General features: G+C 70.8%; 14 protein-coding genes. 4 read left to right on the forward strand and 10 right to left on the reverse strand.

Going from position 1 to position 13,923, the window contains the following annotated elements:
- From ACIBK1_RS39185 to ACIBK1_RS39215, 7 genes are all read right to left on the reverse strand, one after another.
- Positions 1-2,274 carry a heavy metal translocating P-type ATPase gene (locus ACIBK1_RS39185; RefSeq protein WP_396740705.1) on the reverse strand — a complete coding sequence of 758 codons (2,274 nt, stop codon included), beginning with the start codon at positions 2,272-2,274 and terminating at the stop codon, positions 1-3.
- 103 nt (positions 2,275-2,377) lie between these two features.
- On the reverse strand, positions 2,378-2,839 hold the full coding sequence (locus tag ACIBK1_RS39190; RefSeq protein ID WP_396740707.1) for a hydrogenase maturation protease: 462 nt from the start codon (positions 2,837-2,839) through the stop codon (positions 2,378-2,380).
- The gene (locus tag ACIBK1_RS39195) at positions 2,823-4,112 is read right to left on the reverse strand and encodes a Ni/Fe hydrogenase subunit alpha (RefSeq protein WP_396740709.1); all 1,290 of its coding nucleotides are present in this window, start codon (positions 4,110-4,112) and stop codon (positions 2,823-2,825) included. Before ACIBK1_RS39195 ends, ACIBK1_RS39190 begins: the two co-directional genes overlap by 17 nt.
- Complete coding sequence (locus tag ACIBK1_RS39200) at positions 4,109-4,969, reverse strand: NADH-quinone oxidoreductase subunit B family protein (RefSeq protein WP_357314078.1); 861 nt, start codon at positions 4,967-4,969, stop codon at positions 4,109-4,111. Before ACIBK1_RS39200 ends, ACIBK1_RS39195 begins: the two co-directional genes overlap by 4 nt.
- A complete protein-coding gene (locus tag ACIBK1_RS39205; protein ID WP_396740711.1) occupies positions 4,969-5,859 on the reverse strand; it encodes an FAD/NAD(P)-binding protein in 891 nt (296 codons plus the stop codon). The genes ACIBK1_RS39200 and ACIBK1_RS39205 overlap by 1 nt, the downstream gene beginning before the upstream one ends.
- Entirely contained in the window at positions 5,856-6,929 is a 1,074-nt protein-coding gene (locus ACIBK1_RS39210; RefSeq protein ID WP_357314076.1) for a 4Fe-4S dicluster domain-containing protein, read from the reverse strand. The genes ACIBK1_RS39205 and ACIBK1_RS39210 overlap by 4 nt, the downstream gene beginning before the upstream one ends.
- Before the next feature lie 88 nt (positions 6,930-7,017).
- Entirely contained in the window at positions 7,018-7,884 is an 867-nt protein-coding gene (locus ACIBK1_RS39215) for a universal stress protein (protein WP_396740714.1), read from the reverse strand.
- Positions 7,885-8,089: 205 nt separating this feature from the next.
- On the opposite strand from ACIBK1_RS39215, the gene ACIBK1_RS39220 reads away from it, so the two are divergent.
- Positions 8,090-8,476: a VOC family protein gene (locus ACIBK1_RS39220; RefSeq protein ID WP_357314073.1), complete on the forward strand. Its 387-nt coding sequence runs from the start codon at positions 8,090-8,092 to the stop codon at positions 8,474-8,476.
- Positions 8,477-8,539: 63 nt separating this feature from the next.
- Here the strand turns inward: ACIBK1_RS39220 and ACIBK1_RS39225 are convergent, their stop codons facing one another.
- Both ACIBK1_RS39225 and ACIBK1_RS39230 read right to left on the reverse strand, forming a co-directional pair.
- A complete protein-coding gene (locus tag ACIBK1_RS39225) occupies positions 8,540-9,097 on the reverse strand; it encodes a hypothetical protein (RefSeq protein WP_396740716.1) in 558 nt (185 codons plus the stop codon).
- A gap of 80 nt (positions 9,098-9,177) precedes the next feature.
- Entirely contained in the window at positions 9,178-10,158 is a 981-nt protein-coding gene (locus ACIBK1_RS39230; protein ID WP_396740718.1) for a rubrerythrin family protein, read from the reverse strand.
- 463 nt (positions 10,159-10,621) lie between these two features.
- Here ACIBK1_RS39230 and ACIBK1_RS39235 point away from each other — a divergent pair, with 463 nt between their 5' ends.
- Positions 10,622-10,828 carry a DUF1918 domain-containing protein gene (locus tag ACIBK1_RS39235; RefSeq protein WP_030511191.1) on the forward strand — a complete coding sequence of 69 codons (207 nt, stop codon included), beginning with the start codon at positions 10,622-10,624 and terminating at the stop codon, positions 10,826-10,828.
- 77 nt (positions 10,829-10,905) lie between these two features.
- Complete coding sequence (locus ACIBK1_RS39240; RefSeq protein ID WP_063754692.1) at positions 10,906-11,199, forward strand: dsRBD fold-containing protein; 294 nt, start codon at positions 10,906-10,908, stop codon at positions 11,197-11,199.
- 221 nt (positions 11,200-11,420) lie between these two features.
- Here ACIBK1_RS39240 and ACIBK1_RS39245 read toward each other — a convergent pair whose 3' ends face one another.
- Positions 11,421-12,914 (reverse strand): bifunctional aminoglycoside phosphotransferase/ATP-binding protein, encoded by a 1,494-nt coding sequence (locus ACIBK1_RS39245; protein ID WP_030511189.1) that lies wholly within the window; start codon positions 12,912-12,914, stop codon positions 11,421-11,423.
- A 306-nt stretch (positions 12,915-13,220) separates the two neighbouring features.
- Between ACIBK1_RS39245 and ACIBK1_RS39250 the strand changes: the two genes are divergently transcribed.
- Positions 13,221-13,871 carry a helix-turn-helix domain-containing protein gene (locus tag ACIBK1_RS39250; RefSeq protein ID WP_396740721.1) on the forward strand — a complete coding sequence of 217 codons (651 nt, stop codon included), beginning with the start codon at positions 13,221-13,223 and terminating at the stop codon, positions 13,869-13,871.
- Positions 13,872-13,923 lie beyond the last annotated feature (52 nt).

Below are 13,923 nucleotides of genomic sequence, written 5' to 3' on the forward strand. Positions count from 1 at the left end.
TCACGAAGAGCTGGAGGCGAGAGAGAAATACGCCTCCTCCTCCTGAGCGAAGTGGAGGGTCAGCACGGCGTACAGGCCGTACAGGCAGGCCCGCAGGTCGTCGAGTTGTTCCGGGCGCAGACCGTCGTCCGCGGCGAGGTCGAGGTGACGGCCCAACCGGCGGACGAGCTTGTCGATCTCGGCGTGGGCCCTGCTCATGGTGACCGTGGCCTCAGGGTCGCGAAGGAGCCGCACCATGGCGGGATACAGCCGCGCCTCCTCGTCGTGCTCGTGCGGCAGGAGGTCGCGAGTCAGGAACACGTGGACGTCACGGAGGTCCGCCAGCGCCTCGCGGGGGTCGCGCCGGCCCAGGCGGCCGGCCACGTCACGGATGAGTTCGAGCGGCCGGCGCAGATCGGCGTGCTCTCGCTCGAAACGGCGCAGCAACTCGGAGGTCGGCCGGTCGAGGGGCAGCCGGGTCCCCCGGATCGGGCGCAGGGCGCGAAGCGCGTTGAGGATCACGGCGACGTCGATGGCCTCCTGCAGCACGGCGCCGGCGCTGGGCGGCAGCGCGCCCACGGCGGCGACGGCCATGGCGATCAGAGACAGCGCCATTCCGGTCCCCGCGCTCTGGACGGCGATCCGCCGTGTGCGGCGTGCCACGTCCATCGCGTCCGCGATCCGATCGAGCCGGTCGGCCGTCAACACCACGTCTGCCGTCTGGGCGGAGGCGGCCGCACCGCGGGCCCCCATCGCCACACCGACGTCGGCCGCGGCCAGCGCCGGCGCGTCGTTGATCCCGTCGCCCACCATCATGGTCGTCGCCCGCCGCGCCTCGTCCCGCACCCCCTCGACCTTGGCCGCCGGGGTCTGCTCGGCCAGCACGCGGTCGATCCCCAGCACGCCGGCGACGGTCTCGGCCACGTCGGCACGGTCGCCGGTGAGCATCACGACCCGCTCGATTCCGGCGGTCCGCAGCCGCCGCAGGGTTCGGCCCGCATCCCCGCGGACGGCGTCGCGCAGCAGAATGACGCCGCTCACCTGGTCGTCCACCGTTATCCAGACGGTCATCGCGCCGTCGAGGGCGGCGCGTGCGCGCTGAGCGGCCTCCCAGGGGGAGGACCGCGCGCCCGTGGCCTTGCCCACGCGGACACGGCGCCCCTTGACCAGCGCCGATGTGCCCGTGCCCGGCACCTCGGACACGTCCTCGGGAGCGGGCAGGGCGAGCCGCCGCCCGTGCGCGGCGCGCACGATGGCGGCGGCCAGCACGTGTGAGGACATCTGGTCCACCGCGGCCGCCAGTCGCAGGACCTCGTCGGGGTCCCCGCCGGGGGCCGCGACCACGTCCATCACCTGCGGGCGGCCCTCGGTGAGGGTGCCGGTCTTGTCGAGGACGAGCGTCCGCGCCCGGCCCAGGGTCTCCAGTGCTCCGCCGCCCTTCACCACGACACCTTGCCGCGCGGTGCGAGACAGGCCGGAGGCGATGGCGGCGGGGGCGGCCAGCAGCAACGGGCAGGGTGTGGCCACGACGAGCACGGCGACCGCCCGCACCGGCTCGCCAGAGATCAGCCAGGCGCCTGCGGCCAGCAGGAGCGTGGCCGGCAGGAACCAGGCCGCGAACCGGTCCGCGAGCCGGACGACCGGGGCGGACCCCGCCTCCGTCTCCCGCGCCAGCCGCACCACACCCGCGTAGGCGCTGTCGCCTGCCGTCGCCGTGGCACGCATGTCGAACGCCTGCCCGGCGTTGACCACGCCACTGGCCACGCTTTCCCCCGTCCGGTGCTCGACCGGCAGCGACTCGCCGGTGAGCGCGGACTCGTCCAGCAGCGCGGAGCCGGACTCGACGACGCCGTCGACCGGCACCAGCTCGCCGCCGGGCACCAGCAGCCGATCTCCCCGGCGCACCTCCTCGGCCCCGATCAGGCGGGGGACGCCCTCCTCGTAGCGCCGGGCGGATCGTGGCGCCCGTTCGTACAGGGCGGTCAGATCGCGGCGTGCCCGGCGCAGCGCGTAGTCCTCCAGGACCCTGCCGCCCGCCAGCATCACGGCGATCAGCGCTCCGGCGAGGAACTCCCGTACGGCGAGCGCACCGGCGAGGGCGAGCACCGCGATCGCGTCGACGCCGAGCCTGCCGGCGCGTAGGGCGGAGGCCACCCACCAGGCGGCGGGGGCGAGCGCCAGGACGGTGCCGCCCGCCCAGAGGGCGTCACCGGCTGGGCCGGCTCCGAGGAGGTGGAGCACGCCTCCGGCGATCACGGCGCCGAGCGTGCCTGCCAGCAGTGCGATCCGCTTCACCTGGCCAGATTCCCCCGGGACGGATTCCGCGAAATAGGGTCTCTGTTCCCTGGGCCAGGGCCGAAAGACCGTGTCCCGGCCGTCCTCGTCACGGACCGGCGCGTCATGGGGAATCCTGCCGGAATCTCTCCCCCAGCTCCCCCACGAGGGCGTCGATCGCGGACAGCACCGGCGGCGTGATCGGCGCGCCGATCGTGAAGTCTCCGCCCTCGACGCCGATGACGATGAGCTGGGCGGGCATGCGGCCGAGCACACGGCCGAGGTCGACGGCGTCGGCCAGGCCGAAGGAGTGGGAGCTGCCGTGCCAGGACGGCCCGCCCTCGACGCCGGTCCGGCGATGCACCGTGCCCGGCGCCGCGCCGGAGGAGACGGCGTCGATCACGACGGCCAGACGGGCGCCGGTCCAGGCCTCGACAAGCTGGGCCGGGTCTCCGGCGCTCTCCACGATCACGACGGACGACGAGAGGTGGCCGCGCAGTCGCCGTACGACCTCGAGGCCCGCGGCGTCGTCGCCCCGGCCGTCCCCGCCGAGGCCGATCACCACGATGTCATCGCGAGTCGACATGGAGGTGGAGGAAGTGCGCCGAACAGGAGATGCAGGGATCGTGGTTGCGGATGGCGCGCTCGCACAGCGTGGCCAGCTCCTCCTCGGGCAGGTCGAGCCGGGGCTCGATCAGGTGCCGCAGGTCCGCCTCTATACGGGCCTGGTTCTGCGAGGTCGGGGGCACGATGTCGGCCTCGCCGATCAACCCGTCGGCGTCGATGCGGTAGCGGTGGTAGAGCGTTCCGCGCGGGGCCTCCGAGGCGCCGTGGCCGGTGGCGGCGCGGGGCTCGACGGGCACGTACGGTGCGTCGGGCTCGGCCAGATCATCGATGATCCGCAGGGCCTCGTCGCAGGCGTGCACGATCTCCACCGCCCGCACGACGATGCTCAGGAAGGGATTGCGGCAGGCGGGCCGGAGTCCCGCCGCCGCGGCCGCCTCCCGCGCGAGCGGCGACAACTGGGCGGAGTTGAGGCTGTAGCGGGCCATCGGCCCGACGAGATAGCCGGGGGAGCCGTCGAGCCGGGCGTGCAGCGCCGTCGAGTGCGGCACCTGCTCCTCGGTCACATGCTCGGGCCATTCCCGTACGCCGAAGCTCCCGCCGTCGCTGGTGATCAAGGCCCCGGACAGGATCGCGTACTCGCCGGGGTGACGCAGCGCCAGGAAGCGGTAGCCGTGTTCGACGTCGGGGAAGTCGAAGCCGGCGACCCAGGAGACGGTTCGGAGGGCGATCTCACGGGCGCGGCGCAGTCGCTCGGCGGCGGGGGCCAGTTCGCGGCGGGAGGGCGCCCGGTAGAAGCCGCCGACACGGACGTTCACCGGGTGGATGGGCCTGCCGCCGATGGCCGCCACCAGGTCGTTGCCGGCCTTCTTCAGCGCCAGCCCCTGCTGGACCAGGTCCCGGTGGTCGGCCGCCATCGCGATGCCGCTGTCGTAGCCGAGGAAGTCGGGCGCGTGCAGCAGATACACGTGCAGCGTGTGTGACTCGATCCATTCGCCGTAGTACAGCAACAGCCGCAGGTCGCGCAGCGGACCGGTGACCTCGACCCCGCAGGCGGCCTCGATGGCCTGGCATGCGCTCATCTGGTAGGCCACCGGGCAGATTCCGCAGATCCGGGCGGTGATGTCGGGCGGCTCGGTGTAGGACCTGCCACGCAGCAGCGCCTCGAAGAACCGGGGCGGCTCGTAGATCCGCAGCTCCAGGTCCTCGATGCGCCCGTCGCGGGCGCGTACGAGCAGAGCGCCTTCCCCCTCCACCCGGGACAGGCCTCCGACCGTGATCGTCTTGTGGGTCACCGTCGGCCTCCCCGGTCCTCGCCCGGTGCCTTCTCGTGGCCGAGCAGTTCCGGGTCGGCGTCCTCGGACGCCTGCCGGAAGGGCTCCTCGCCGGCGTTGAAGGTCCGGTAGACCCGCACCAGCTCGGGCGTGCTCATTCCCAGCTCGCGCAGCTGCCGGTTGAGGGCACGCACGTTGGGGCTCTCCATGGGGCCGAAGCAGCCGTAGCAGCCGCGGTCGAACGCCGGGCACAGCGCCCCGCAGCCGGCCTGGGTGACCGGGCCGAGGCAGGGCGTGCCGTGGGCGACCATGACGCAGGCGTTGCCACGGGCCTTGCACTCGACGCAGACGCTGTTCGGCGGCACGACCGGACGCCGCCCGGCGAGGAAGGCCGAGACGACCTCCAGCAGTTGCCGTTTGTCGATGGGACAGCCGCGCAGCTCGAAGTCCACCGGCACATGGGCCGAGATCGGTGTCGAGCGGTCCAGCGTGGCGATGTAGTCGGGCCGGGCGTACACGACCGACAGGAACTCCCGCACGTCGGCGAAGTCCCGCAGCGCCTGGATCCCCCCGGCCGTGGCGCAGGCCCCGATGGTGACCAGGCGCGTGGACACCCGGCGCACGTGCCGGATCCGCTCCAGGTCGTCCGGAGTGGTGATCGACCCCTCCACCAGCGAGAGGTCGTACGGGCCCGGGCCGGGGGCGCTGGAGGCCTCCAGGAAGTAGGCGATCTCCACCTGGGCGGCCACCGACAGCAGTTCCTCCTCGCAGTCGAGCAGGGTGAGCTGGCACCCGTCGCACGAGGCGAACTTCCACACCGCCAGCCGGGGCCGCGCGCCGCCCGGCCCGCGCGCCGGTGTTCTCCCGGGTGCGCCCATCACAGCTCCTCCACGGCCAGCAGACGCGCCGCGCGCTCATAGCTCAGCACGGGGCCGTCCAGGCAGACGAACAGCGGGCCGAGCTGGCAGTGGCCGCACCAGCCGATTCCGCATTTCATGTTCCGCTCCAGCGACAGCTCCACCCGGCGAGCCGCCACACCGCGCCCCACCAGGTCGTCGGCCGTGGCCCGCATCATCGCCTCCGGGCCGCACACGAAGGCGAACGTGCGCCGCGGTTCGAAGACGATGCGGTCGAGGAGCCGGGTGACCAGGCCGACCGGCCCCTTCCACACGTGATCGGGGTGGTCCACGGTCACCTGGACGTCGACGCCGTTACCGCGCCAGCGCTCCAGCTCCCGCCCGTAGACGAGGGTCGCGGGCGTACGGGTCCCCGCGACCACACTGATGCGCCCGTACCGTGAGCGGTGGCGGACCAACTCCCGCACCAGGGGCCGCAGCGGCGCCAGGCCCAGCCCGCCCGCCGCGACGACCACGTCCATTTCCGCGGCGGCCGGGATGTCCCACCAGGTGCCGTACGGCCCGCGCACCCCGACGACGTCTCCGGGCCGCATGCCGCACAACGCGCCGCTGACCGCGCCGACCGCGCGGATGGTGTGGACATATCCACCGGAGCGGGCCCGGCCGCTGATCGACATCGGGACCTCGCCGACCCCGGGGGCATACAGCATGGTGAACTGGCCGGGCCGATACGGCGGGCATCCGCCGCGTACGGGCACGAGCTGGAGAGTGACCGTGTCCACCCGGTCGGCCCGCCGCGAGCGCACCCGGTAGAGCTCCGGCGTCATCGGACGGACCGGCGTGCACGCACGGCTCAGGCCCGGGCGCGGTTCGTCGCGCTCGGCGCGCGGCTGACGCGCCTCGGCCGTCATGGCAGGTTGGCCAACTCCTCGGTGACGTCGATCCCGACGGGACACCAGGTGATGCACCGGCCACAGCCCACGCAGCCCGAGGTGCCGAACTGGTCGAACCAGGTGGAGAACTTGTGCGTGAGCCACTGCCGGTAACGCCCGGCCCCCGACCCCCGCACCGGCGAGCCGCCGACCTCGCTGAACCCGAGCGTGAAGCACGAGTCCCACCGTTCGATCCGCTCGGCCGCCCCTTCGGTGAGATCGGTGGAGTCCTCCACGGTGGTGCAGAAGCAGGTGGGGCAGACCATGGTGCAGTTGGCGCAGGTGAGGCAGCGGGAGGCGACCTGCTGCCAGCGCGGCGAGTCGTGGGCGCCGGCCACCCGCTCCTTGATCCCTTCGGTGTCCACCTGCCGTCCCATGTGCTCGGCGGCCGTACGGGAGACCTGCTCGGCCGCGTCGAGATCGGCCTCGGCGGCCGGAACGCGGGGGAGGGCCTGGAGGATCTCCGCGCCGCGCGCGCTGCCGGCGTCGGCCACGAACCGGTGCGGGCCGGCGAGCTCGGTCAGCGCGAGGTCGTAGCCGGCGGTCGCCCTCGGTCCGGTGCCCATGGAGACGCAGAAGCACGTCCCTCCAGGCACGGCGCAGTTCACCGCCACCAGAAACAGCGCTTCCCGCCGCTTCCGGTAGTCGGGGTCGGGATGCCTGCCCCCGAGGAACACCCGGTCCTGCACGGCCAGCGCGGCCAGATCGCACGCGCGTATGCCCAGCAGGGCTACCCGCGGCACCTCCGCCTCCGGCTCCTCGACGCTCTCGCCCCTCATGCGGAACAGAGTCCGGCTGGGCGGCTGTGTGTAGCGCTTCGCGGAGTCGGGACTCGCGGCGAAGCCGAACAGCATCTCGTCGTCGCGCTCGCGCAATCGATACCGGCCGGGCGCCTGCTCGTCCCCGTGCCCCCTGGGCAGCTCGCTCTCGGAGGCGATCTCGTCCATCCGGATGACCCTGTCACGAGCCTTCGGCGCCACCACGGTGAAGCCTCGTGCCCGCAACTCGGCGATCAGTGGTTCCAACGATCGAATGACGACGGTTTCCATGGGCGGCCCTCCTTCGCCCCTATGGGCGGCCCTCGGACGCGTCTCCTCCACGCTACGCCGATGTCGCACTCCGTGAGACCACGGTCGCCTACGGAAATTGGCGGACCACGATCACGGGTGCGCACGCGTGATGGAGTACGGCGTGAGCGGTGGCGCCCAGGCCCAGCCAGGCGGACATTCCCGTTTGGGCGCCGATGACGACCAGATCGGTCTCCATCGACGCGTCGATCAAGGCTTTGGCCGGGTGTTCTCGCACGACGCGCTCGGTGAGCGTCACGTCGGGGAAGTTCTCTCGCCGGCCGGCGATGCTCTCCGCGAGCAGGCGTGCCTCCTCGGCCTGGATGCCGTCCACCTCGTAGACGAGCGGCTGCATGTCGCCCGGAGCCGTCGCGACCGGATGCGTCCACGCGTGCACGGCACGCAGGCGTGCATGCCGCAGCGCGGCCTCGTGGAAGGCGAAGTCCAGAACGGGTTCCTGATCGGGATGTCCCGTGACGCCGACCGCGATCTCCCCCCGGTCACCGGCCCCCGGTTGCCTGACGACGGCCACGGGGCAGGGGGCCCGGGCAGTGAGGTAGCGGCTCACCGACCCCAGAAGCAGCTTGGCGAACCCGCCACGGCCTCGGCTTCCCACGACGAGCAGTTGAGCGCCCCTCGCGGCCGCGACGAGCGCCTCCTCGGCCCCGCCGTCGACGATCTCGGCCGACACGGTCAGACGCGGCCTGCCCGCTCTCGCGTGGACCGTCGCTCGATCGATCACGGCTCGCGCCGCCGCCTCGGCCTCGATTGCCCAGCGCGCCGGCTGCGGGACGAGTGGCACGTAGTACGGCCAGCGCAGTGTCACGTACACGATGTGCAGCGGCGCACCGCGGAGCTCGGCCTCCCGAGCGGCCCAGCCGGCGGCCTGAAGCGAGGGCGTCGATCCGTCGACGCCGACGACGATCGGCTCTGCCATCGCGCCACCCCTCACACGTTGCCGGCCGACGAGCGGCAGGCAAGGCTCTCACAGCGGTTGTGCCCGCCTTCGGGCCGTTTGCGCGGGTAATTCCGAGCTGAGCGCCGCCTGAGCTTCCTCAGCTGATCTACGATTTTCGGCGGTTACTCAACCAGCGGCTCGGCTCACCATTCTCCGACGTCATCCGTTTCTGAAGGGAAGTCCTGTGGCATCCATCAAGGACATCGTCTTCGACAGCCCTCATCCGGCTTCGACCGCCAGATTCTGGGCGCAGGCCCTGGACGGCTACGAGATCGCGCCGTACGACGAGGAGGAGCTGGCCCGGCTGCGCTCCATGGGCATCGACGACCCGGAGGACGACCCTACGGTCCTGCTCGTCCACACCGCCGGCAGGCTGCCGCGCATCTTCTTCCAACTCGTGCCGGAGAGCAAGCGGGTCAAGAACCGGGTTCATCTCGACCTGGGCGCCACCGACGCGGTCGCAGAGGTCAAGCGGCTGTGTGCGCTGGGGGCAACGGTTCAGGCCGAGCGTGAGGACTGGATCACGATGCAGGATCCCGACGGCAACGAGTTCTGCCTCACGCGTTCGTGAGCGGAACCACGCCCCGGCCATGAGGAGGACGCGACTGATCCCCAAGAGACTGCGCCGCGGAGCCTACTTGAGGAACGGATAGCGCCGGACCAGCGCGGTGTTCCCCCACCACCTGCCGATCCCGAGAGTGTCCCCCGCGTTGATCAGGGCCAGTCCCACTATGACGAGCGTGTAGAGAAGGCGGTAGTCCATGAACGGGTTGTGCTCGGGCGGCAGCTCGGCGGCCCACATGAGAAGCAACAGCAGCCCGCCCAGGAACGCTGTCAGGCGCAATCCGACCCCCAGGATGAGCGCCACGCCGACACCCAAGAGGCCGATCATGAAAAGCCAGTCGGCCCACGCGTAACCGGCCAAAGGAGAGAACACAGCGCCGAGCGGTTTTCTCGCTGTGCCTTTCAGGTATCCGGTCGTCGGGCTCGCGCCCCTGATCCAGGCCTGGTCTGCGGGGGTGCCGAAGCCCCAGCCGAAGGCCTTGTCCAGGAACGCCCAGAGGAACACCCAGCCGATCGAGATCCGGACGAGCGCCCAGACATAATCGCCGGCACGAGCCGCCGTACCATCCGCGCGGTGCCGAGCGGTGTGAACAGCCGCGGCCCCGCGTCCGTTTCCGGAACCGGCCATCGCAGCTTCCTAGGAGTGTCGCGCAGTCCCTGACGAGGATGTCTGCCTTGTCTGCCCCCGCAGTGGGGCACTGTGATCGGTCAGCTCGGTGTGGCGCACTGCTTGCCGAGCTTGGACACCTCGCCGGAAAAGGCCTTCGCGTGCTTCAGCTCATCTTTCGCGGTATCGCTGAGCACCTTCGCCGCCTCGGTGTCGCCGGCCGCTGAAGCCTGGCGGGCGTAATTGGGGTACATCTGCGTTCCCTCGTGTGTCTCCCCCTTGATCGTCGCGCACAGGTTGGTCGCGGTGTCGCGGACCGCGCCGGCCAGATTCGCGTGCTCGGCGAAGTGCTCGGTGCGCTCGACGGCGGCCGTCCGGTGGAACAGCTTGGCGAGTCTGGGCTGTCCGCTCTCCCGTGCCTTGTCGCCGTACAGCGTGTACTTGGCGTAGGCGAGGGCCTCGCCCTTCATCGCCGTCCGCAGGTTGTCCAGTGTCCGGCGGGAGGAGACCTTGGGCGGGCCGGCCTGGATCTCCACCGGCTTGGCCTGCACGTCGATCGGGATTGTCGCCCGGGACGCCCGGTCGGTGATGGCCTTTTCCGCCTGGAGGAACTTCTCGCGGTGATTGGCCTCGTCTTGGCCGACTTCGGAGAAGAGCTTGGCGGCTTCCCGATCGCCGTCCGCCTTGGCCTGCTCGGCGAACTCCTTGTACATCGTCGTCGCCTCGTAGGACTCGCCGCCGGTGCTGGCGCGAAGGTTGGCCGCGTTGCCGCCGACCAGGCCGATCAGCTTCGCCTGCTCGGTGAAGTGTTCCCGCAGCTCCGTCTGCGCGGTGCGCCGGTACAGCTCCGCGACGTCGGGCAGGTTCTCCCTGTCCGCCTGCTTGGCATAGGCGCGGTACTTCACGTGTGCTAACGCCTCGCCCTGCATCGCGTTCGAGACGTTGGTACGTGTCGACGGGTCTATATCGTCGCCATGGGGAGCGCGGGCCGCCGTGGCGCTGCCGACCCCCGCAGCGAGAAAGGTGACAACGCCGGCAGTCGTGAGACACGCTTTCCAGCAGACGAAACCTCGGCTTCTCATACGCCCCCCTCGGTAGGTGCGATCTCGGCGCGACCACGCCATCAGAGTGCTTTCGCCCAGCCACCATCCTTACGACGGCATGAGCAGCCTCCTGACGGTGCTACCCCAGTGCGCGAGCGGAACCTCCTGAAGCACCCTGGATTAGGCCGTGGTTGGTCCGTGGTTAGGCAAAGGGTCCCTCCAGGCGCCGGCCGACGATCATCCGCGAGAACACGCCGATCACCAGCGCCGCGTACACGGACCCCCGAGGCACATCACTCCACCTGACGCGGAGCGCTTCGAGCAGATGGCGCGCGTTGCAAGGGTTGCGCCGTCAGCGGCCCTCGGTACGGAGGTCCCCCGGTTGCGGGACCTCCTGCCCTAAGCAGTGAGAGCGACACCAACCAGGCTGAATAGCGGCAATGGGAGGTGGTCCCCGTGATCACGGACCGAATAGGCCAATTACAGGAGAGATGGGGCAGCCATGAAGGCGGAGGTCGGTGACCGATTGATCATTGAGAGCCGCCACCTCGACGGGCCTCGCCGCACCGGCATCATCACGGGCCTTCATCACAGCGACGGGTCTCCGCCATATGTGGTCAGGTGGTTGGACGAGAAGCACGAGACTCTCATTTTCCCGGGGCCGGGTGCCCACGTGGAGCACCCTCGGTACGGAGAGCACGGTAGGTGACAGGACGCCTCGATGTGGCCGATGAGATGCGCCCAGTTCAGATCCGACGCGGCCCCGGACAGTCACGGGGAGGCAGGATGACAACCAAGCGCTGGAACATCGGCATCGACATCACCGAGCAGGGCGACGAGACCTACGCCTGCGCCACGCTGACCACGGCCGACGGAGTCAACGTCACGGGCGCCGGTCACGCTCACCGCAGCCCGGACGACCGGTCGGTTCCTGAAGTAGGCGACGAAATCGCCACGGCCAGGGCCCTGGCCAGGCTGAGCCACTGTCTCAACCAGATCGCGGTCAGGAAGATGGCCCCCCAGCAGCACGCGCTCCAGGAAATGGTCGAACTGAACCTGCCGTGGGAACTGCCTGAATGAGACCTCATGCTCCGAATCGACCGCCAACGCTCATCGGCCCCGTCCCCGCCACGCTCCTTCAGGAGGTGGCGGAATCGGCTGCGCCCCCAAGATGCTCCTTGAACCCGTGACCCAGGCCGCGCCGCACGAGGCGGCCTGCCCTGTGGCGGTGGTGCCGGGACCACAGGGTGGTTCTCCAGACACCTGACGTGGGCTGTCGCCGTGGGTGCCGCGGTCGTGATTCAGCCCGGTTCCATCCGGGGACGCCGAAACCGCCGTGGCACGCCGGCCCAGTGGGCGTGGATCGCCGTCATCGCCCGGTTCAGTGTCTGTTCCTGTGGCGCATCGGTGTCGATCTCGGTCGCGTCCCGCCAGGGCGCCATCGTCGGTGTCATCGCCGTCGCGATCGCCTGGTCCGCGTCCGATATCCCGCCGGTGCGGCGTGCGAGACGTTCGGCGGTCACCTGCGGAGGGGCGGTGCAGCACAGCGCCAGGAGATCGGCGCGGGCACGCCGAGCCAGGCCCACCGCGGCGGTGCGGTGCGCGTCGTCCGTCCAGGAGGCGTCGACGACGACCGGCTCGCCGAGACCGAGCAGCCTCTCGGCTCTGGACAACAGCTCGGTGTAGGTCCGTCGGGTGGACTCCGCGCCGTAGATGCCTTCGCCGAAGGGGGCGGGCGCGGGCTGATGTGGCGATATGCCGGCGAGCTCCTTGCGCAGGCGGTCGCTGGCCAGCAGCGTGCAGCCGAGCCGGTCGGCGACGGCGGCGGCCAGGGTCGACTTGCCGGTCGCCGGGAGCCCGCCGACGAGGACCAGAGTGACCGCGCCCGCCTGGAGATGGCCCAGCGTGAGCTCGGCCAGACGCCTGGCCTCCCACGCCGCGTCGGAGTCTCCCTGGCCATGGCGCAGGCAGGCGACCTTGGCGCGGACGAAGGCCCGATAGGCGACGTAGTGATGCCACAGCGAGGGCGGCGAGGGGTCGCCGGAGAACTCGGCGTACCACCGCAGGAACAGCTCTGCCAGGCGAGGCGCGCCCAGTCGCTCCAGGTCCATGGCCAGGAAGGCGGCGTCGTCCAAGCCGTCGACGAAACGGAGCCGGTCGTCGAATTCCAGACAGTCGAGGATCCGAGGCCCGTCGTCCAGGCAGAAGATGTCGTCGGCGAGCAGATCGCCGTGGCCGTCCACGATCCGGCCTTCCGCGACCCGGGCGGCGAAGAGCGGTTCCCGGCCGTCGAGGAAGCGCAGCGTGAGCCGTTCGATCTCGCCGAGGACCCCGGCGTCGATCACCGACTCAGGCAGCGCCCGCACCTCGCGGAAGCTGGCGGTCCAGCGGGATCGCAGCGCCCGCACGCTCCCTTGTTCGTCGATCCGGGAACTGTGCGGGGACCGGGCGTGCATGCCCGCGATCATTCGCGCGACCCGGCACACGGCGTCCTCCACCGCTTCTCCCGCGCGGACCAGCGCCGACAGGCGGCGTTCGTCCGGCATACGCCGCATCACCACGAGGTGCTCCCAGACCCGTCCGTCCGGGCCGGCAACGTCGGCCACTCCTTCGTAGACGTCCGGCGCCAGCCGGCGGTTGAGCTCGACCTCCTTGCGGCACATCGCCCGCCGGGCCTCCAGCGTGGTGAAGTCCAGGAAGCCCAGATCAACGGGCTTCTTCAGCTTGAAAGCGTGATCGCCGAGAAGGATCACCACCCCGGCGTGCGTCTCCTTGACCTGCGCCCATGGCCTCATCGAGGTGCCCCCGTCCCCGGTCGGTGCCAGGAGCCGCCGGACAGCGCCTCCACGTCTGCTTTCTGGAGACATTCCCCGCGCGCCGGCTGCTCCCCTCGGCTGTGGCCCGCCGCTGCCCCGGCCGGTCGCGGATCACGATCACGGGCCGGTGGGAGGTGAAGCACAGCGTGGAACAGCTGCGCCGACTCGTAGCGTCCGGACATGACGTCGCATGTGGCGGGCACGCCCGAGGACAGGAGCGCAGATGGGCGCGCGATCACGCACGCGATGCGATACGCCTTCCGCCGATAGAAGGGAGGGAAGATCATGCCGCGTCAAACCGCCAGGCCTGGTGACCTCGGTCGTCGCATCACCTACCACCGTAAGAAGCTGGGCCTCAGTCGCGAGCAGGTCGCGGAACGTGCGGGGATGGCCACCGGATTCGTGGAATACCTGGAGCAGAGACCGTCGTCGCTCACGCAGGGGGTCCTGCTCCGGCTCGCCGCGGCCTTGGAGACGACGGCGGACGAACTGCTGGGCGGCACCACCGACCGGCCGCCCGGCGGCGGCCCGGCGGCGGCCTATCCCGTGTTGCGCGCACTCGAACCGCGCGAATGCCTGCGTCTGGTCGCCCCGGGCGGTGTCGGCAGAGTGGCTTTCACCGGGTCTACCGGCCCTGTCGTCCTCCCTGTCAACTACACGATCCACCGTGGCAACGTCGTCTTCCGCACCCGCCTGGGGGGTTCAATCGGCGAAGGCGCGTTGGAAAGCGCCACTACCATGATCGGTTTCGAGGTGGATCACATTGACGAGGCCAGGCGAGAGGGCTGGAGCGTGCTGATCCAGGGACCGGCCTGCCCCGTCGCGCCCGACGAGCTGCTCGTACCCGGCCTCGAACCATGGCCCGGAGGCGACCGCGGACTCTACATCCGTATCGTGCCGCGCCACATCACCGGTCGCCGCATTCACGGCTTCTGAACCCGTCCGCCTGTCCAAGGGCGCGGAACGTCCCGCCGGAGAACCAGTGGAG

The sequence above is a fragment of the Microbispora rosea genome, from assembly GCF_044460045.1.
GTDB lineage: Bacteria > Actinomycetota > Actinomycetes > Streptosporangiales > Streptosporangiaceae > Microbispora > Microbispora rosea.

What these genes read in the sequence shown, in the direction of transcription:
- ACIBK1_RS39190 (WP_396740707.1), bottom strand. Translation starts at nt 2,839, where the DNA reads ATGTCGACTCGCGATGACATCGTGGTGATCGGCCTCGGCGGGGACGGC.
- ACIBK1_RS39200 (WP_357314078.1), bottom strand. Translation starts at nt 4,969, where the DNA reads ATGGGCGCACCCGGGAGAACACCGGCGCGCGGGCCGGGCGGCGCGCGG.
- ACIBK1_RS39205 (WP_396740711.1), bottom strand. Translation starts at nt 5,859, where the DNA reads ATGACGGCCGAGGCGCGTCAGCCGCGCGCCGAGCGCGACGAACCGCGC.
- ACIBK1_RS39210 (WP_357314076.1), bottom strand. Translation starts at nt 6,929, where the DNA reads ATGGAAACCGTCGTCATTCGATCGTTGGAACCACTGATCGCCGAGTTG.
- ACIBK1_RS39215 (WP_396740714.1), bottom strand. Translation starts at nt 7,884, where the DNA reads ATGGCAGAGCCGATCGTCGTCGGCGTCGACGGATCGACGCCCTCGCTT.
- ACIBK1_RS39225 (WP_396740716.1), bottom strand. Translation starts at nt 9,097, where the DNA reads ATGGCCGGTTCCGGAAACGGACGCGGGGCCGCGGCTGTTCACACCGCT.
- ACIBK1_RS39230 (WP_396740718.1), bottom strand. Translation starts at nt 10,158, where the DNA reads ATGAGAAGCCGAGGTTTCGTCTGCTGGAAAGCGTGTCTCACGACTGCC.
- ACIBK1_RS39235 (WP_030511191.1), top strand. Translation starts at nt 10,622, where the DNA reads ATGAAGGCGGAGGTCGGTGACCGATTGATCATTGAGAGCCGCCACCTC.
- ACIBK1_RS39240 (WP_063754692.1), top strand. Translation starts at nt 10,906, where the DNA reads ATGACAACCAAGCGCTGGAACATCGGCATCGACATCACCGAGCAGGGC.
- ACIBK1_RS39245 (WP_030511189.1), bottom strand. Translation starts at nt 12,914, where the DNA reads ATGAGGCCATGGGCGCAGGTCAAGGAGACGCACGCCGGGGTGGTGATC.
- ACIBK1_RS39250 (WP_396740721.1), top strand. Translation starts at nt 13,221, where the DNA reads ATGCCGCGTCAAACCGCCAGGCCTGGTGACCTCGGTCGTCGCATCACC.